General features: G+C 47.3%; 18 protein-coding genes and 1 tRNA gene. 18 read left to right on the top strand and 1 reads right to left on the bottom strand.

What is annotated here, in order from left to right:
• Position 1: 1 nt before the first annotated feature.
• Positions 2-913 carry a radical SAM protein gene (locus tag WS_RS01855; protein WP_011138322.1) on the top strand — a complete coding sequence of 304 codons (912 nt, stop codon included), beginning with the start codon at positions 2-4 and terminating at the stop codon, positions 911-913.
• Positions 914-994: 81 nt separating this feature from the next.
• Positions 995-1,069, top strand: a tRNA-Asn gene (locus WS_RS01860).
• A gap of 186 nt (positions 1,070-1,255) precedes the next feature.
• Here the strand turns inward: WS_RS01860 and WS_RS01865 are convergent.
• Positions 1,256-1,966, bottom strand: coding sequence for an SIMPL domain-containing protein (locus tag WS_RS01865; protein ID WP_011138323.1), 711 nt, complete (start codon positions 1,964-1,966; stop codon positions 1,256-1,258).
• A 153-nt stretch (positions 1,967-2,119) separates the two neighbouring features.
• Here WS_RS01865 and WS_RS01870 point away from each other — a divergent pair, with 153 nt between their 5' ends.
• The 16 genes from WS_RS01870 (at position 2,120) to WS_RS01940 (ending at position 17,555) form a co-directional block, all read left to right on the top strand.
• Positions 2,120-2,632: a response regulator gene (locus WS_RS01870; protein WP_011138324.1), complete on the top strand. Its 513-nt coding sequence runs from the start codon at positions 2,120-2,122 to the stop codon at positions 2,630-2,632.
• 28 nt (positions 2,633-2,660) lie between these two features.
• Positions 2,661-2,810 carry a helix-turn-helix domain-containing protein gene (locus tag WS_RS11270; protein ID WP_331852779.1) on the top strand — a complete coding sequence of 50 codons (150 nt, stop codon included), beginning with the start codon at positions 2,661-2,663 and terminating at the stop codon, positions 2,808-2,810.
• Complete coding sequence (locus WS_RS01875; protein ID WP_011138325.1) at positions 2,782-4,227, top strand: ATP-binding protein; 1,446 nt, start codon at positions 2,782-2,784, stop codon at positions 4,225-4,227. The genes WS_RS11270 and WS_RS01875 overlap by 29 nt, the downstream gene beginning before the upstream one ends.
• 120 nt (positions 4,228-4,347) lie before the next feature.
• Complete coding sequence (locus WS_RS01880; RefSeq protein WP_041571692.1) at positions 4,348-6,420, top strand: cytochrome c; 2,073 nt, start codon at positions 4,348-4,350, stop codon at positions 6,418-6,420.
• Positions 6,421-6,510: 90 nt separating this feature from the next.
• Complete coding sequence (locus tag WS_RS01885) at positions 6,511-7,302, top strand: FKBP-type peptidyl-prolyl cis-trans isomerase (protein WP_011138327.1); 792 nt, start codon at positions 6,511-6,513, stop codon at positions 7,300-7,302.
• Between the two features lie 36 nt (positions 7,303-7,338).
• On the top strand, positions 7,339-8,016 hold the full coding sequence (locus WS_RS01890) for a 4Fe-4S dicluster domain-containing protein (RefSeq protein ID WP_011138328.1): 678 nt from the start codon (positions 7,339-7,341) through the stop codon (positions 8,014-8,016).
• Positions 8,017-8,018: 2 nt separating this feature from the next.
• Complete coding sequence (gene nrfD / locus WS_RS01895; protein ID WP_011138329.1) at positions 8,019-8,975, top strand: NrfD/PsrC family molybdoenzyme membrane anchor subunit; 957 nt, start codon at positions 8,019-8,021, stop codon at positions 8,973-8,975.
• 9 nt (positions 8,976-8,984) lie between these two features.
• Positions 8,985-11,678, top strand: a complete 2,694-nt coding sequence (locus tag WS_RS01900; protein ID WP_011138330.1) for a cytochrome c biogenesis protein CcsA — start codon at positions 8,985-8,987, stop codon at positions 11,676-11,678.
• Between the two features lie 22 nt (positions 11,679-11,700).
• The gene (locus tag WS_RS01905) at positions 11,701-12,231 is read left to right on the top strand and encodes a CopD family protein (RefSeq protein WP_041571693.1); all 531 of its coding nucleotides are present in this window, start codon (positions 11,701-11,703) and stop codon (positions 12,229-12,231) included.
• A complete protein-coding gene (locus WS_RS01910) occupies positions 12,228-13,076 on the top strand; it encodes a tetratricopeptide repeat protein (RefSeq protein ID WP_011138332.1) in 849 nt (282 codons plus the stop codon). Before WS_RS01905 ends, WS_RS01910 begins: the two co-directional genes overlap by 4 nt.
• 15 nt (positions 13,077-13,091) lie before the next feature.
• The gene (locus tag WS_RS01915; RefSeq protein WP_041571694.1) at positions 13,092-14,141 is read left to right on the top strand and encodes a nitrous oxide reductase accessory protein NosL; all 1,050 of its coding nucleotides are present in this window, start codon (positions 13,092-13,094) and stop codon (positions 14,139-14,141) included.
• On the top strand, positions 14,138-14,326 hold the full coding sequence (locus WS_RS01920) for a hypothetical protein (protein WP_011138334.1): 189 nt from the start codon (positions 14,138-14,140) through the stop codon (positions 14,324-14,326). Before WS_RS01915 ends, WS_RS01920 begins: the two co-directional genes overlap by 4 nt.
• Positions 14,316-15,425 (top strand): ABC transporter permease, encoded by a 1,110-nt coding sequence (locus WS_RS01925; protein ID WP_011138335.1) that lies wholly within the window; start codon positions 14,316-14,318, stop codon positions 15,423-15,425. Before WS_RS01920 ends, WS_RS01925 begins: the two co-directional genes overlap by 11 nt.
• On the top strand, positions 15,422-16,099 hold the full coding sequence (locus WS_RS01930) for an ABC transporter ATP-binding protein (protein ID WP_011138336.1): 678 nt from the start codon (positions 15,422-15,424) through the stop codon (positions 16,097-16,099). The genes WS_RS01925 and WS_RS01930 overlap by 4 nt, the downstream gene beginning before the upstream one ends.
• Entirely contained in the window at positions 16,096-17,049 is a 954-nt protein-coding gene (locus tag WS_RS01935; RefSeq protein ID WP_011138337.1) for a hypothetical protein, read from the top strand. The genes WS_RS01930 and WS_RS01935 overlap by 4 nt, the downstream gene beginning before the upstream one ends.
• Positions 17,046-17,555 carry a hypothetical protein gene (locus tag WS_RS01940; RefSeq protein WP_011138338.1) on the top strand — a complete coding sequence of 170 codons (510 nt, stop codon included), beginning with the start codon at positions 17,046-17,048 and terminating at the stop codon, positions 17,553-17,555. Before WS_RS01935 ends, WS_RS01940 begins: the two co-directional genes overlap by 4 nt.
• Positions 17,556-17,568 lie beyond the last annotated feature (13 nt).

Consider the following 17,568-nt stretch of genomic DNA (forward strand, 5'->3'; position numbering starts at 1 on the left):
GATGGGGCGCTACCTCTTTGGTCCAATCCTCTCTAGGCGTTTTGGGCTCTCTTTGGGAATCGATCTCTCACCTGGCGCCAAACAGTGCAATTTTGACTGCCTCTACTGCGAGCTAGAGGGTAAAAAAGCGACCGATTCGATGGGAGAGGTGGCGAAGGTTGAGGAGATTTTAGAGGAGCTAAGAGAAGCGCTTCCTCGCTACAAACCCGATGTGATCACGGTCACGGCTAATGGCGAGCCGACCCTCTATCCCGCTCTTTTGCCTCTTATCCGAGGAATAAACGCTCTTCCTCATAGCGCCAAGACGCTCATTCTTAGCAATGGCTCAAGGTTTGGAGAGCCAGAGGTGCAAGAGGCGCTTTTGGAGTTTGACATGGTCAAATTTTCGCTGGATGCGGTGAGCGCTAGGGCGTTTAAGCGTGTGGATCGAGCCCATGACTCCCTCTCTATTTCGCAAATCATCCAAGGAATCAAGGGCTTTAGAAGTCGATATCGAGGTGATCTCATTGCTGAAGTGCTTTTTGTCAAAGGGGTGAATGATAGCCCAGAGGAGGCAAGAGCGATCGCTAGGGTACTAAAAGAGATCGCGCCTAGTCGTGTCGATCTAAGCACCATCGATCGTCCGCCCGCCTATAAAGTCGAGGGAGTCTCGCCTCAAAAGCTAGAGGAGCTAGCCAGTGCTTTTGAGGGGCTCAATCTCTTTATCGCCAAGCGTCAAAGCGAAGAGGGCTCATTGAGGCAAAGATTTTCCAAGGAGGAGATCCTCAACACCCTCAAAAAGCGTCCTTGGAGTCAAGAGGATGTGGAGAGGTTGCTAGAAGAGGAATCCAAACTCCTTTGGCAAGAGCTTCTAGATGAGGGGAAAATTGAGCGCCAAGAGGCGGGGGGTGTGATCTTTTTTAGGGCGCGCTAGCCTCGCTAAAGAGGCACTAGCTCTTGACAGATGAGGGGAATTTCAATATAATTCCAGCCTCTTAACAAATGAGCTTCATGTTCCGGATTAGCTCAGCGGTAGAGTAGGCGGCTGTTAACCGCTTGGTCGCAGGTTCGAATCCTGCATCCGGAGCCACTCTTCTTCACTTTATTTAATTCTTTTCAATCCGAAATCAACTTTAATCAAAATCTAAATAGCGATTCCCCCCCTCAACCCATTTTCCCGCTTTTATCTATTAAGCCCTCGTATCTCCAGAGGATGCTCCTCAAATGATTGGCTCCAAAAGGGGAGCAGGAGGGGTTTGGCGTCCCAAGGGAGGGCTTAGTCGTCCAAATAGTACTCGATGGTGGAAACCACCCTCACGCTTTTGATATAGGGGGTGTTTTTGTCTCGATTTCCGATGGTGAACTGCCCTTGGCTGGCGGATTTGATCTTGCCTAGGCGACTTTTGGAATCTTCGGCAAATTTTTGCGCCGAAGCGCGCGCACTAAGCGTTGCCTCTTCGATCATGGCGGGCTTAATTTCGTTGAGCTTAGTGTAGAGATATTCAATCTGATTCTCATACTCTCCCACGCGCAGGACAACCCCTTGTTTTCCTAAATCAGAGAGCTTGGCGGCGCTAGAGCGCACTAGATCGACTGAGGGGGTGTAGAGCGAGAGGGTTTGGGAGGCGACATAGCGGAAAGAGATCTTCTCGCCACCCCCATATTCGTGACTGAGTTTGTCGATAATGGAGGGGGCGCCTAGGCTCATCTCTTCAGCTCGGAAGCCCTCGCTGATCAAAAATGCCTCAATACGCGCCCTGTCGCGCTCTAGTTCGGTGTAGAGCGTGGCTAGGTCATTGCCAAGGCGGACATACTGAATAGGCCAAATAGCAATATCAGCTTTGACTTCACGCTCAGAGAGTCCCTTCACGCTCACGGTGCGCTCCATTCCCTTGAGGGTAAGGAGGCTGTTTCCTAGGGTGTAACCAAGCCCTAAAAGTCCAGCAAAAAGAAAGATTCCAATGATTATTGCACTGCTTTTGGTCATGCTAGCTCCTTTAAAAGTACTCTTTTTCTAGTGTAGCACACGATTCCTCAAAGGTTTGAACATCAAGAAAGAGGGACACAACTATTCTCTTTAGTTATTTTTGTGTTAAGATATTTTTAGGAGTTTTTGGGAAGGCAGAGGGAATCCATAATCATGGCTGAATGCAATTATTTGGAAATTTTATCAGACAAAAAGGTGCTTTGTGTCGAAGATGAGGAGGTGATTCGCTCCAATTTGATGGAGACGCTAGAGCTCTTCTTTGATAAAGTCTCAGGCGCAAAAGATGGCTTTGAGGCGCTTGAACAAGCCATGTGTGACACATACGATGTCTTTATTTTTGATATTTCGATTCCTCATCTAGATGGACTCGAAGTGCTCAAAAGAGTCCGTCAATTTAACAAAAAAACCCCCATTGTCATTCTCTCAGCCCATAAAGAGCAGGAGTATCTTTGGCGCGCCGTGGAGCTTAAAATCACCCGATATTTGACCAAGCCTTATGATAAAAACAGCCTGATCAAAGCTCTTGAAGAGGTTGCTTTGGAGCTCATGGACTACCATCCTCTCTTTCAAATCTCCCCCCTGCACAGTTACGACTTTTGCCGCAAGGCCATGACCTGTAAGGGGGAGATGGTCTATCTCTCCAAAAAGCGAGAGCCGACTTCTTGAATATTTTTTAAGACACGCCAATCAGACCATCACCTATGAGCAGATATCTGAGTATATGTGGGAGTTTGAACAACCCACCAAGGAGGCAATCAAGTCCATCGTGAAGGAGCTGCGTAAAAAAATCGACAACTCTTTTATTAAGAATCTCTATGGAATCGGATATCTCTTTGAGGTATAACTTCAAGATTATCATTGGCTCTTTTGTGATTCTTTATGGAGTGGTGACCCTCCTTTTTTTTAACTTCTATCGAGAGCTTGCACTCAAAGACGCTAGACAAGAGGCAGTCTTTGTTTTGGATACCATGAACGCGATCAGGGATTACGTCTCGATCATTCAGCGTCCTTTGGTTGAGGAGCTCAAAGAGAAGCATGGATTAGACCCTGACTTTTTTGATCCAAGACTGCTCTCCTCCTCCTATATTGCCCGAGAGATCTACAATATTCAGCGTGCCAAGAAAAACATCAACTATGACTATAGCCTCACCGCGCACAATCCTCTTAATCCTGAGCATGAGGGAAGCGTCTTTGAGAAGAGAATCTTGGATGATTTTAAAGAGGGAAAGTACAAGGAGTATTCAAAAATCATCCAAGAAGAGGGAACCTCCTATTTTTTTGTAGGCTTGCCCATTCGCAACTCTCATCCTTCTTGCTCGAAGTGTCATATCGCCTCGAATGCTCCCAAGGGAATGTTGGAGCAATACCCTAATCTAGGGCTCTTTGAGAGCAAGGTTGGAGAGGTGATCGCCATGATCTCATTTAAGATTCCCGTTTGGAGTATTTTGACCTACCACACCAAAGAGTTTGTGGTTGGCGGGACGGCGATGTTTGTCGTGTTTACGCTTTTTGTCTTGTTCATTTACAAGATACACAAAAAAGATCGAGAGCTGGAGGAGAAGACTCAAATGCTCATGATCAGCCAAAATCGCCTCGCCTCCATGGGGGAGATGATCGGGAATATTTCCCATCAGTGGCGGCAGCCCTTGGCGCAGGTGGGTTCGATCTTGGTCAATCTAGAGCTCTATAGTGAAAAGGAAAAGCTCACCCATGAGAAGCTTTCGCGCAAAATTCAAGAGGCCAATGAGCAGCTAGTCTTTATGTCGAGCACGATTGATGATTTTAGGGATTTTTTCCGCCCCCAGAAAGAGAAAAAACTCTTTAGCGCCCAAGAGGTGATTGGACAATCCAAAAGACTTTTGAGTGTCTCGCTGGAAAAATTTGGCATTGAGGTTGAGGTGAAGATAGAGAAGAATTTTAGACTTGAGGGCTACCCAAATGAGATTGCACAGGTGATGATCAATATTATCAATAACGCCAAGGAAGCCTTTTTGGAGAGCCCCCAGAAGAATCGCCGTGTGCTTATCCGAGCGTTTGTCTCAGAGGGCGTGGCGACGATCTCTATCAGCAACAATGCAGGTTTAATTCAAGAGAGCGTTTTGGAACATATTTTTGAACCCTACTTCACCACCAAAGAATCAGGCAGCGGATTGGGACTCTATATGAGCCAAAAAGTGGCTGAGAAGAATCACGCCCTCTTGGAGGCCAAAAATACGGCTGATGGAGTCTGTTTCACTCTCTCATTTAATTCCTTCTCTTAATATTCATTTAACACTTTTCCCCTTATTCCCCCCTCTTTTCTCGTTACCATCTCAGGTGAAGCATTCACTGCTGGTCAATGCTTTATGTTGTCAGGCTGGAGTGTTTTGAAAGGAGGAAACATGAAATATTGGGACAAAGCGTTGCTGAGTCTGTTCATGTGTGTTTCAACTCTTTCGATCGCCGCGACTCATGCGGTGGCGATGGAGGGAATGCAGATGACCAAGGAGGCACGAGAGATTATCGCTCATCCCAAAGGAACCAAGGAGAGCAGGGGAGTCATCTCTCTGCAAGACTACATAGTCGAAGAGCAAGCCATGTATGACTGGCTCTTTAAGAATCACCCTATTTTCACCAAATACGGTGGCAAGACGGTGGGCAAGTTGGTCGTGAAAGACCGTGGCGAAGAGTGGATTGAAGAGGGAAGGGGAAATGACTTCTCTAAAGCTTCCAAACGAAGCGGCGGCGAAGGTTTTAGCTCTATGATGTATAGAGTGGCTCGAAACTCGACTCTTCAATATCCCAATAAATTCATCGGGCCTGAAAAGTGTGGTGAGTGCCACCCTGCGCAGTATGAGACCTGGAGCAGGTCGCGACACGCCACCACGATTCGTTTCCCAGGCGAACACCCCGAGGTGAACAACAAGCTTAATGATCCCGTCTTTGACAAGGACACGGCTTCGATTCTTCCTCAAGGCATTACGCCTGATGTCGTCTATTGTACTGTAGGGCATATAAGAACAAAGTTTGGATTCTTTGACGCATGGCTTCTTCGAGGCACCTATCATGTCGAAGGAGGACTCCTTAAAAATGGAACAGGTCAAATTGTCGCGGGTGGAAACCAATGGCAGCGAACTTGGGCGCTCAATCTCTCTCCAGAGGTAGCGAAAAAGATCAAAAAGTGGGTTCCTGATTTTCCCGTCACTCTTGAAGAGTACGGTGATAATGGTGGCTATGTGAGAGGTTTGGCTTCTTACGCGGCTAAATATAAAAAATCAATGTCATTCCAAGCCTCCACCTCCTATTGCGAAGTGTGCCACCCTTGGAAGTTTGACTTTAAAAACGAAAGTGAGTTTTACGCGGCCCTTGGAAACGCCAAAGAGCTCCAAAAACACACCATTTCCAAGGGTGTCTCTTGCGAAGAGTGTCATGGTGCTGGCGGTCACCTCGAAGGGGGTTCAGGTTTGCTTATCTCTAACTGCGAACGCTGTCACCAACGATTCAGCTATAGTCCTGATTTGATGAGGAACAACCCTCTTAATGCGGGTAAACCCGATTTAGCGCTCAGCTCTAAATTCAAATCCATGGGACCAGGATGCGGCAGTGAAGGCTCACAGACCTACTTTACCGCACACTATGAAAAAGGAATGCGATGCGCCACTTGCCACGATCCTCATGATGTTACAGGTAATGTCACGGGCGAGAAGGGAATCAAAGGCGTGAGCTATAACTCCGAACAAGGCTATCTAAGCTCGCTCTATAGCAAGCCAAAGCTCAAAAAAGAGTGCACAGATTGCCACAAAGAGCAGGCTTATATTCAGTCCAAGGCGGACACGCACAGCAAAAACAGTTGCGCAAGCTGCCATATGCCTTTCATGATGAGTTGCGAAAACTTCTATGCGATCCAATTCCAAGACCAAGCGGGATTTGACACGCAACGAAGAGCGCACATTTGGAAGATCGATGTCGATCCTGCACGCAAGTCGCTTGTCGCTGGTTCTACCTCTAAAGATCCGCGAGATGGCAAAGATTGGCACTTTGAAAGGAACGAAGAGGGCCGAAACTTTGTTGATTTGATGTGGGCGTGCGCTCGCACCACATGGGCGGATAAAGATCAAGCCGAGGCCAAAGGCTGCCATAGTCCTGTCGTCTCTGAACTCAAAGAGACACTTCACTTCAAAGATCAAAAACAGGTCTATAACGAAGTGATGGGATGGCAAACGCCTGTTAAAGATAAGTTCACTCAGGTCAAAGTGGGAATCCAAGGACTCTACTCTTTGCTTGAGGTCAAAAAACTCGCCCCCTCCGATAAAACAAGAGTTTACGAACTGATCGAAAAAGCTCAAGATACAGTGGATTTGATTGAAAAAGATGGATCATGGGGTATGCACGGATTTAAATACACTAAACAGCGACTTGATGCCGCGGTTGAGTATATCAATGAAGCGCAGAGAATCATGAAAAAGAGCCTTTAAGGCCAAAGGTGTCGCTTTGAGGCGATGAGATAGACCAAGGGAGAACTCCCTTGGTCTTATATTGATGGTTTTGAGTGAAAGGGGTATTAGATGAGCGTTAAAAAAATCTCTGTTGGGTTGTTTCTGTTGGCCTGTTTGGTTTCTCAAGGAATCGCAAGTGATCTGAAAACAGATGTGCAAAAAGAATCGTATAGCATTGGAGCGTCCATGGGCGCTTATGTCTCCAATCAACTTTTTGAGCAATCTCAGCTCGGCGCTAAGGCGGATGTCCAAGCGTTGATTGATGGGTTTGTGGATGCTTTGAAAAAACAGCAAAAACTCTCTGATGATGAGATCATCACGCATCTTAACAATCGAGCCGAGGGTTTGAACAAAATCAGCCAAGAGAGATTTAAACAACAGCTTGATCAGAGGCTCAAAGAGGGCAAAAAGTATCTCGCCAACAACGCCAAAAACAAAAAAGTTCTCACCACCAAGACAGGCCTTCAATATGAAGAATTGGTCGCTGGTAAAGGGGAGAGACCCAAGAAAGAGAGCATTGTCATGATTCACTACAAAGGGACTCTTGTGGATGGGACACCCTTTGATAGCACCTATGAGCGTCAAACCCCTGCCCATCTCTCCATGGTCAATGTGATTGATGGTTTGCAAGAGGGGCTCATGCTTATGAAGGAGGGCGAGAAGGCTAGATTGGTGATTCCTAGTGATCTGGCGTATGGCAATGCGGATGTCCAAGCGATTCCTGCGGGCTCAACAGTGGTTTTTGAGGTGGAGCTTTTGAAGGTGCTCAAGCCTGGCGAGCTAGCTGATAGTGCCAAACCGCTTAGCGATGAGGTCAAAAAAGAGGTTGAAGAAATGGGGAAAAAGCCCATCAAAGGCTAGAAGGTTCATAGCTGCATATAAAAGGGGAAGAAGAGAATGGAACAGGATGGCAGAAGAAGACTATTTTTGAAATATATAGGAGCGGGCACCGCGGTGGTGGGTTCGGCGCTCTCAGGGGTGAGGGCCAATCAAGAGGTGGAATCTGTAGGAGAGAAGCCTCATTATGGGATGGTATTTGACCAAAACAAGTGCGTGGGATGCACGGAGTGCGAGGTGATGTGTAAAAAGGTCAATAGTGTTCCGCAGGGGCAAGCTAGACTCTATGTGCAAAACAAAACTAACCCCGAGACTCCAATGGAGAAGCGATACACTCGTGTCTCCTGCCAGCAGTGCGAGGATGCACCATGCGTTTCGGTCTGTCCAACCAAGGCTTGTCATAAAGATGAACAAACAGGAATCGTCACAATGAATCCTGAGGATTGCATCGCTTGCAAATATTGCATCGTGGCGTGTCCCTATGATGTTCGATTCATCAATCATGAGACCAAGGCAGCGGAGAATTGCAATTTCTGTCTTGGCACTAAGCTGGCCAAAAATGAGGAGCCCGCGTGCGTTCAAGCCTGTAAATACAAAGCGCTCGTCTTTGGCGATCTCAATGACAAAGATTCCTATATCAATCAGATTTTAGGGGTCAAAGATTCGGTGCGCATGAAGCCATTTTTTGGCACCAAACCCAGCTTGCGCTACATACCTGTTGTGAAAGTAGGAGTTTAGCCATGAATGAAGCGATTGAATTTACCGTTGGATTCTCGCATGGAGTGGAGTGGGGATGGCCTATTGGGGTCTATTTGTTGTTGGCGGGTATCTCAGGGGGTGCAATGATTGTGGCGCTGGCGCTTCGATACTATAAAGGGCAGAAAGAGGAGACCCCTCTTTTGAAGGCAGCCTCTTTGGTCTCTTTTGCCACTATCGCCCTAGGGATGATCTTTTTGGTGGGTGATTTAGAGAAACCCCTCTATTTTTGGAAGATTTTGATTCACTATAACTTCTCTTCGGTGATGTCTATTGGGGTGTTGGCGCTCTGCTTTTATATCCCTCTTAGTTTCTTGATGGTGGCGATCGTCTTTGAATCGATCATCACTCCGTGGCTTCAGAGGAGTCCTCTAGCGCCTTTGGTAAGAATCTATCCCCTTCTTCGGTCTCTACGGAAGCCTTTAGAGGCGATGACATTTTTGCTAGCGCTGACTGTTTGCGCCTACACGGGATTTTTGATCTCGGTATTGGTGCGATTCCCTCTCCTAAACACAGCGATTCTTCCTGCGCTCTTTGTCGCTTCGGGTCTTTCAGCAGGAACAGCGTTTTCTAGCGTGGTTGCTGCCTTTTTCTTCAAGGAGGAGACCCACTCTAGCGATCTAAAGACACTTCATGCCATCGAGTGGCCAGTCATGGCGGCGGAAATACTCTTTTTATTCATGCTTTTTGTCTCTCTAGTGCTTGGCACGCAGATGGGCAAAAGCAGTGCCCCTGCATTTTTTGAGGGAGCTTACGCGGGGCTTCTTTGGATTGGGGTTGTAGGGATTGGCTTTGGGGTGCCTTTGGTGCTTAATTTTGCCCTAGGCAAAAAGGTCGCTTCCTCTCATGCGAGCTTTTATCTCTCAGGAATCTCTAGCGTCGTTGGTGTGCTCTCTTTGAGACTCTTTATCTTATACGCGGGTCAGACCTTTGCCCTATAGGAGAATCCTTTGAAACAATGGATCAAAAAAGGCGCGGGTTTACTGTTTTCGTATCCAGCGATTCTTGTATTGCTGGCTCTTTTGGCTATGGGTGGGGCGCTGGCCACTTTTGTGGAGAGCTATTATGACACCCAAAGCGCCAAGCATCTCGTCTATGAGGCAAAGTGGTATGAGGCGGTGATGATTCTGCTCACCCTCTCTATGGCAGGACTCATCTACAGGGCGAGGATGTGGAGACGCCTAGGGGCTTTTTTGGTTCATATCGCCTTTGTGGTGATATTGATTGGGGCTGGATTGACTCGCTATTTTGGCTATGAAGGAATCATTCATATTCGAGAGGGCAAGAGCGAAAAAGAGATGATTAGTGTTCTTCCCTATCTGCAGGTCGAAGCCAAGGGGCAACGCTTCAGTTACCCGCTCACGCTTGGGCAGCTGGGAAGCAATGACTTTTTGTTTCGAGAGAGAATCGATGGCCAAGATTTGGTTCTCACCTATGAAGACTATCACTTCGACGCCAAAGGAGAGCTGGCCACGCTTTGGATCAAGGCTCGCTATGGCAAAGAGGAACGAATCTTGAAACTTCAAGGCGGTGCTGGATGGATTGAAGAGCCTGAATATCTCTCGTTTGATGATTTGGAGGTGGCGTTTGTTTGGGGCTCCAAGGTGCTCTCTTTGCCTTTTGCGCTCAAACTCAATGAGTTTCAGCTAGAGCGCTACCCCGGCTCTAAAAGCCCCTCCTCTTACGCGAGCGAGGTGGAGGTGATGACGACTCGCGGAGAGAGCCTTTTTCCCTATCGAATCTTCATGAATCACCCCCTTCATTTTGAGGGCTACACCTTTTTTCAATCCTCCTATGATCTTGATGAGAAGGGAACGGTTCTAGAGGTGAATAGAGATCCTGGAAAATGGCCTACCTATTTGGGTTATTTTCTTTTGTGCACGGGTTTTGTGCTCAATTTTTTCACCCAAGGAAGCCGATTCCTCTATCTTAAATCCTACCTGCAAAAGTCGCAGCTTTTGTGGATAGCTATCTTTTTGTCCCTTGATGGGGGCAAGCTTTGGGCGGAAGATTTTTATATGAAATCCCTTCGGCAAAACACCCTAGAGCACGCCAAAGAAGCCTTTGGAACTCTTTTGGTGCAAGATCAGCAAGGGCGAATCAAGCCCATGAGCACGGAGGCTTTGGAGATTGTCAATAAGCTCACAACCCAAAGCTCACTCTATGGGTTGAGTGCAGAGCAGTTGGTCTTGGGCATGATCACCAGCCCTGATTTGTGGCAAGAGATTCCTTTGGTGAAGGTGACCAACAAGCAGATCAAAGCGATACTCTCCCTTCCAGAGGAGAGTCGCTATATGACCTTTGCCCAAGCCTTTGATGAAAAAGGGGCTTATAAGCTGGCTCAAGCGGTCAATTTTGCCAATCAAAAGCCTCAATCCAAGAGGGGCGTATTTGAGAATGATCTTATTAAGACCGATGAGAGACTCAACATCGCCTATCTCACCTTCAAAGGAGTGCTTTTTAGATTCTTGCCTCTCCCGCAAGACGAGAATCGTCGATGGGTGGATGCAAGTGAGGCTTTTGGGAATTCTCAAATCCCCCTAGAGACTAGAGCGCTTTTGAGTGCCTATTTTGAAGGACTTCAGGAGGGAATCTCAAAGAATCAATGGGAGAGCGCTAAGGGAGCCTTAGAGCAGATCAAAGCCTATCAAAGGGAGCATGCGCAGGAGATACTCCCCTCCTCTTTACAAATCCAAGCCGAAGTGCTCTATAACCAGCTAGCCCTTTTTAAGAGATTGATTCCCTTCTATTTTCTCGTAGGATTGGGAGCGTTTGGTGTGGCGATCCTCTTTTTGTTTGCGAATCGGCGATGGATAGGAGCGGAGAGAGCGGTGGTCTATCTTTTGGGAGTGCTTTTGGTGGTGCACACTTTCGCGCTCGCGCTTCGTTGGTATGTCTCAGGGCATGCGCCTTGGAGCGATTCGTATGAATCGATGGTCTATATTGGATGGTCGGCAGCATTAGCGGGGATGGTGGTGTTTCGTCGCTCTATTCTTTCGCTCTCGGCCGCGGCTATTTTGGCGGGAATCGTCATGCTGGTGGCTCACATGAGCTTTGTCAATCCCCAAATCACTAACCTTGTTCCTGTGCTGAAATCTTACTGGCTCAGCATCCATGTCTCCGTCATCACGGCAAGCTATGGGTTTTTGGGATTGGGCGCTCTTTTGGGTTTGATGAGCCTTTTGATTATGGCGTTCAAAAATTCTTCCAATGAGGCGCGTTTCAATGCGCAGATTCGTGCGTTAGCAGCGATCAATGAGATCAGCCTTATTATCGGGCTTAGCTTGCTCACGATAGGGAACTTTTTTGGGGGAATTTGGGCGAATGAGTCGTGGGGCAGGTATTGGGGGTGGGATCCCAAAGAGACTTGGTCGTATGTCTCGATTCTCGTGTATGCGCTGATTCTTCATATGCGATTTGTCCCCAAGATCTATTCGATCTTCTCCTTCTCCCTTGCTTCGGTGGTGGGGTTTGGATCGATTCTCATGACCTATTTTGGGGTCAATTTCTATCTCACTGGCATGCACTCCTACGCAGCCTCAGGAGAAACTCCTGCGATTCCCTTGGAGGTGTATGGTGTGATCTTGTGCATCGGAGTGCTTTCTGCCTTGGCCTATCGACGCCGAAAAGTGGGGACGATTTGAAAACTCTATCTAAGGAGGTGTGATGCTTTATACCTATCTCTTGATTCTTCATGTGATGGCAGTGATGTCATGGATGGCAGTGATGTTCTATCAGCCAAGACTCTACGTCTATCACAGGGAGCATTATGAAAATGAGGGCTTTGTGGAGGTGGTGAAGATCCAAGAGTATAAGCTTTATAAATATATTGGACTACCCGCTTTTTGGGCGAGCCTAGGGAGCGGTGTGGGGATGATTATCCTCAATAACGCTCTTTTGGAGCAGTCTTGGATGTGGCTAAAGCTTGCTGTTTTGGTGCTACTCACCCTCTTCTCCTTTAGCATGGAGTATTATCGTGTGAAGCTTCTCTCCAATCCAACTCTGCATGATGGGCAGTTTTTTCGTGCATACAATGAGGTGCCCACTCTTCTATCGATTCTAATTGTTGCTTTTGTGATTGCCAAAGACGAGATGCTTTGGTTCTCTTTGGGGGTGCTTCTCTTTTTTGGTGGAGTGATCTATCAAATCGCTACCCTTAAAAAGCACGCTCAAACCTCTTTAAAGGAATCTAAATGAAATTGAAAATAGTCATCCTCTCAGCCCTCGCCCTTGCAACGCTTCAGGCGGGATTCATCAAAGAGGGAATGGAAGCCAAAGAGGGGGGCGACCATCAAAAACTAGTCGAGATCTACGAAAAAGCGTGCAATGAAGGTAAGGCTTCGGGGTGCTATAACCTCGGTGTGCTTTATGAGGAGGGAAGCGGAAATGTCGTTAAGGATGTGAAAAAAGCGATAGGGCTTTATGAGAAGGCTTGTAAGGCGGACTTCTCCTCAGCGTGCTATAACCTCGGCGTGCTTTACATCAAAGGGGTTGATGTTAAGCAAGATATTAATAGAGCCAAAGAGCTATATGAAAAAGCGTGTAAAGCGGATGATGATATCGCTTGCAATAGTTTAGGGCTTCTCTATGCCAATGGCTCAGGAGTGGCTCAAGATTATCAGAAGGCGAGCGAGCTCTATAGTCGAGCTTGCCAAAGCGGGAATCTCTATGCCTGCAATAATCTAGGCTTCCTCTATAACGAGGGGCGGGGTGTGGATCGAGATTATAAAAAGGCGAGCGAACATTACCAAAAAGCCTGCAATGGAGGCCTAGCCATGGGTTGCGATAATCTTGGGCTGCTCCATGCTTCGGGCAAGGGAGTGGCCAAGGATTACAAAAAAGCCGCTCAGCTTCACGAAAAGGCTTGCCAAAATGGCTATGAGAAGGGGTGTAATAACTTAGGGATTCTCTATGCAGAAGGCAGAGGCGTAGAGCTTAATCAAGATAGGGCTAGAGAGCTTTTTAAGCAGAGCTGCGAGAAGGGATTGCAGGTGGGATGTGAGAACGGACGCCTTCTTGATTCTCCTCATGTAAAGCCCTAAAGAAAGGATTTATGAATGTTGAAGAAGATTTTAGGATTGTGCTTTTTGTTTTTGAGTCTAGGATGGTCGGCGGAGATGTTCCAAAGCGTGCCCAAGGAGAAAGCAACCCTGATTCAAGAGGGAGAGGCGAAACAATATTGCCCTAATTGCGGGATGGATTTGGTGAAGTTTCACAAGACCAATCACGCCCACCAAAATCGTCAATATTGCTCTATGCACTGCTTGGTGGAGGAGTTTGACGGAGAAGAGGTGGAGGGGGTAAAGGTGGTGGACACCAAAAACCTCGGGTTTATCGATGCACTCAAAGCCTTTTATGTGGTGGGGAGCAGCGCGCCTGGAACGATGAGCGCGGTGAGCCAATATGCGTTCGTGAGCGAGGCAGATGCCAAAGAGTTTCAAGGTGAGCGAGGGGGTCAGATTGTCTCCTTCAAAGAGGCCTACGCCATGGCTAAAGAGAGGATGAAAGAGGATCAAGAGAGAATCAAAAGCAAGCGTGAACAGAGCGTCTATGGAGTGGGCGAGAAGCTCTACAAGAATGGATGCGAGACGATCAACCCCAATCTCTTTAGCACGATTGCTGAGCTCAAGGTGGCACTCCAAAAGTCGTGTCGCTTGGAATCAGAGGGTCAATATCAGATGGTGGCGATCTACCTTTGGGATCACAAAGGAGAGCCTACAAGCGCTGCCGTAGAGAAGATCAATGTCCCCAAAGAGGCAAAGTGCCCCATATGTGGAATGTTTGTGGCGAAGTATCCCCATTGGGCAGCCACGATTGAGTCGCCCGAAAAGAGCTTTTTCTTTGATGGGGTCAAAGATATGATGAAATTCATTTTTTTACAGAAAAAGGCTTTTGACAAAATCTATGTCAGCGATTACTACACGCTCAAAAAGATAGAGGCTAAAAAGGCTTTTTATGTAGTCGGGGCGAATGTTTATGGTCCCATGGGGGCGGAGCTGATCCCCTTTGAAAAGCAGAGCGAGGCGCTCTCTTTTATGAAAGATCACAATGGCCGGCGCGTGGTGAAGTTTGAAGAGATTGATGAGAAGCTCGTGGAGGGATTGTGAGGTTTATCCGTTTTTTGGCGCTCTTCTTTGGTTTGGCCTATGGGGTGATTTGGCTCCACTATCTTGGATTTGATCGAGCCAAAAAGAGCCAAGAGTTAGAAAAAATTGCCTCCAAGATGAGGCACATTGAGCCCTCTTTGAGTTTCAAGGGGGCATCCTACAAAGAGTTTGTCTATGATAACTAGAAATTTGATCGAATACTCCATCATCCTGCTTTTCAAAGATCGCTCAGACCACCTCTTTAGCTTTCTTATCTTTACTTTTATCGTCACTCTTTTGAGCGCGGTTTTGTTTATCTCTGATTCCCTCCAAAGCGATTTGGTGGAATCGGTGAAATTTCAACCTGATATCGTGGTGGAAAACACCTTGGCAGGAAGAGCGTTTAAGCTCAGCGAAGAGGACTTAGAGGGGGTGGCAGAGCTAGCGGGAGTGAGCGCGGTGGAGGGGGTAGTGGAGGGGCGATACTATTTTGCCCAGCAGAGAATTTGGTTTGAGATCAAAAGTGACCCTAGCCTTTCCATCAATCAGATGAGCGTGGGTGCAGGCGTGAGAGAGGCAATGAGGGCGCAGCACTATGAGGATGAGTTTAACTTCTTCACTCCCAAAGGAAAGTTCACGCTTAAGATCATCAATACGCACTCTCCCTCCGCTCACCTCCTCTCTAATAGCGCCATCTATGTCCATCCTATCAATGCGAGGGCGATTCTTGGTTTTGGGCTGGAGGAGTATTCCAAGCTTTATGTGACCGTCCCCAATCCTAATGAAGTGGGCGACATAGCCCTCAAGATTGATCAGCTCCTCCCCACAGCCAAAGCCACTCCCAAGGAGGATGTAATGGCGGGCTATCAACACCTCTTTTACTACAAAGGGGGAATCTTCATGATTCTCTATCTGGTTTGCATGGTCTCCTTTTTGATTCTGCTCAAAAATCAGATCGGTCTTGTCTATGGCGAGAAAAAGAGAGAGATTGCGATTTTGCGAAGCATCGGATATGGGATCAGAGAGATCATCGCGATGAAGTTCATCCAAAATGGAGTGGTGGCGCTTAGCGCCTTTGGAATGGGAGTCTTGATCGCTTATGTCTATGTCTTTGTTGCCCAAGCGCCGCTTTTGCGTTTGATATTTTTGGGTTCAGAGTTGAGTCATAGGGTGGAGCTTACGCCCATTGTGGATCTCAATCTGCTCTTTTTGCTCTTTGTCTTTAGCGTGATTCCTTTCATGGCGTTTGTGATTTTGCCCTCGTGGAAAGTGGCGATTGCGGATATGAGTGAGGCGGTGAGATGAAGCAGATCGTTGTCAATGGCGTGAGCAAGGTGTATCATGCGGGCAAAGCCAATGCTTTTTTTGCCCTAAAGAAGGTTCATTTAGAGGTTGAAAAAGGCGAAGTGGTGATTTTAAAAGGTGTGAGCGGAAGCGGAAAAAGCACGCTTCTTTCGCTTATTGGAGGATTGAGTAAGCCCACAGAGGGGGAGATTTTGGTGGAGGGGCATAATATTGCCAAGCTGCCTGATGTCATGAGCTCTTCTTATCGCCACAAAAGCGTGGGCTTTATCTTTCAATCCTTCAATCTTTTGGCAGGACTCACGGTCTATCAAAATGTGATGGCGCCCCTTGGTCTCACTCAGCTAAGAGGCGCAGAGATAGAGGAGCGGATCCATTGGGCGCTTGGCGTGGCGTGCATTGATCACAAAAAGCATCAAAAGGTTGGAGAGTTAAGCGGAGGCGAGCGTCAACGCTGTGCGATTGCTAGAGCGATTGTCATGAATCCTGCCATGATTTTAGCGGATGAGCCCACGGCGAATCTAGACGCTCAAAACAGTCTCGCCTTTGTCGAGATTCTAAAAAGCTTCAAGCAAATGGGCAAGAGCGTGCTCATTGCAACGCACGACCCCCTTTTTGATGAGGTGGGAGAGGTGGATCGCTCTTTGATGATGAGGGATGGAGAGATTCTCTTATGAGTATCTTTTTGTCGCATGAAATCGTGGTCTTTTTGCTGGTGGAGGCGATTATCTTGGTGCTCATGGGGATAGCTTGCGGAAACATCCTCTATATTCTGCGTCATTGGGATTTTGAGGCAACCACCTCTTTGCAGTATCGTTTAGAGAAGAGGAACTATCTTGTCAATACGATTCTCTACTTCACCGTCGGAGTGAAGATAACCCTCTTCCTCTTTTATGTGCAGTCGCTTGGCTCTCTCTCGGGGGTGGTTCCTGGGGCGATGTGTTCAGCGGGAGTGGTTGGAGCCAATGGATATGGGAATCCTCTGCTACTTTTAAAGATTCTTCTGATCTTTGGATTGGGGCTTTGGATCACGATCAACAAGCTTGATCTATTAGCGCCCAACTTTCCCTATCTGAGGCGAAAATATTGGCTTTTTTTGGGGCTTTTTGTCGGAATCTTGGGGGAGTTTGCTCTGGAGTTGACCTACTTCTCTAATATCCCTTTGAGCGTGCCTGTCTTTTGCTGTTCAGTGCTTTTTCAAGCACCTAGGCTCCCTTTTGGATACACTCAGGCCTCTTTGGTGATTCTCTTTTATCTTTTTTGGTTTTTGATCACTCTGCTCAATGGTTTGAAAAATAGCTTGGCGAGCTTTTTTTGCAATCTTATCTTTCTTTTTATCGGCTACTACGCCATCACCTACTTTTTTGGTCTTTATGTCTATGAGATGCCCAATCATCAGTGCCCCTATTGCATGCTTCAAAGAGAGTATTACTATGTTGGGTATGGAATCTGGATGGGGCTTTTTGGAGGAGTCTTTTTTGGAATCACCCCTTTTTTGGTGGAGAAGTTCACACGCCATCGGCTTGATGAGTGGCTTTTGTACTCCAGTCTTGCTCACGCCTTCGTGGGATTTGTCTGTACAGCCTATGTGGTGCGATACTATTTGATCAATGGGGTTTTTCTATGATTAGGAGCATCTTGGGGGGAGCGATTCTTGTAATGGGGGTGTTGGGGTTGTTTCTCTTAGCCAATCCCGAAGAGAAAAGCGTCTGGGTGGTTCGCGGAAATATGCAAAAAGAGCCTTTGGAGATTGTGCTTGAGAGGTATTTTTGTTCAGAGAACAGGGTTCCTATTTTGGAGCTTCACAACACGGCTCAAGCGATCAAACCCAACGGAGAGACCTATTTTTTTGCCGATGTAGGGAGCCTCTTTTTGTGGTTGGATCGTCAAAAAGATAAAGAGGAGATGACTCTTTGGGTCTATGCCCAAGATACAGAGCGATATGTTCCTGCGCAGGGCGCTTGGTATTCTCGCATCGATGTGACACCGATGGGATATGGCTTTGGGGCGTATGAGTTTCATATTTATGGTTTGGCGGATTACTACTACGAAGAGGTGCAGCAACTGGCTCTTCGCGGGGAGACACTTTGGTATCCGATGGTTCGCCAGCTGCTAGTAGAAAATAGACTATAAAGAAGGAGAGAAA

The organism is Wolinella succinogenes DSM 1740, from assembly GCF_000196135.1.
GTDB classification, from domain to species: Bacteria; Campylobacterota; Campylobacteria; order Campylobacterales; family Helicobacteraceae; genus Wolinella; species Wolinella succinogenes.

Coding starts and splice junctions, on each gene's coding strand:
- WS_RS01910 (WP_011138332.1), top strand. CDS start 12,228: ATGAAATTGAAAATAGTCATCCTCTCAGCCCTCGCCCTTGCAACGCTT.
- WS_RS01855 (WP_011138322.1), top strand. CDS start 2: ATGGGGCGCTACCTCTTTGGTCCAATCCTCTCTAGGCGTTTTGGGCTC.
- WS_RS01925 (WP_011138335.1), top strand. CDS start 14,316: ATGATAACTAGAAATTTGATCGAATACTCCATCATCCTGCTTTTCAAA.
- WS_RS01935 (WP_011138337.1), top strand. CDS start 16,096: ATGAGTATCTTTTTGTCGCATGAAATCGTGGTCTTTTTGCTGGTGGAG.
- WS_RS01880 (WP_041571692.1), top strand. CDS start 4,348: ATGAAATATTGGGACAAAGCGTTGCTGAGTCTGTTCATGTGTGTTTCA.
- WS_RS01865 (WP_011138323.1), bottom strand. CDS start 1,966: ATGACCAAAAGCAGTGCAATAATCATTGGAATCTTTCTTTTTGCTGGA.
- WS_RS01940 (WP_011138338.1), top strand. CDS start 17,046: ATGATTAGGAGCATCTTGGGGGGAGCGATTCTTGTAATGGGGGTGTTG.
- WS_RS01885 (WP_011138327.1), top strand. CDS start 6,511: ATGAGCGTTAAAAAAATCTCTGTTGGGTTGTTTCTGTTGGCCTGTTTG.
- WS_RS01930 (WP_011138336.1), top strand. CDS start 15,422: ATGAAGCAGATCGTTGTCAATGGCGTGAGCAAGGTGTATCATGCGGGC.
- nrfD (WP_011138329.1), top strand. CDS start 8,019: ATGAATGAAGCGATTGAATTTACCGTTGGATTCTCGCATGGAGTGGAG.
- WS_RS01905 (WP_041571693.1), top strand. CDS start 11,701: ATGCTTTATACCTATCTCTTGATTCTTCATGTGATGGCAGTGATGTCA.
- WS_RS01915 (WP_041571694.1), top strand. CDS start 13,092: ATGTTGAAGAAGATTTTAGGATTGTGCTTTTTGTTTTTGAGTCTAGGA.
- WS_RS01875 (WP_011138325.1), top strand. CDS start 2,782: ATGGAATCGGATATCTCTTTGAGGTATAACTTCAAGATTATCATTGGC.
- WS_RS01870 (WP_011138324.1), top strand. CDS start 2,120: ATGGCTGAATGCAATTATTTGGAAATTTTATCAGACAAAAAGGTGCTT.
- WS_RS01890 (WP_011138328.1), top strand. CDS start 7,339: ATGGAACAGGATGGCAGAAGAAGACTATTTTTGAAATATATAGGAGCG.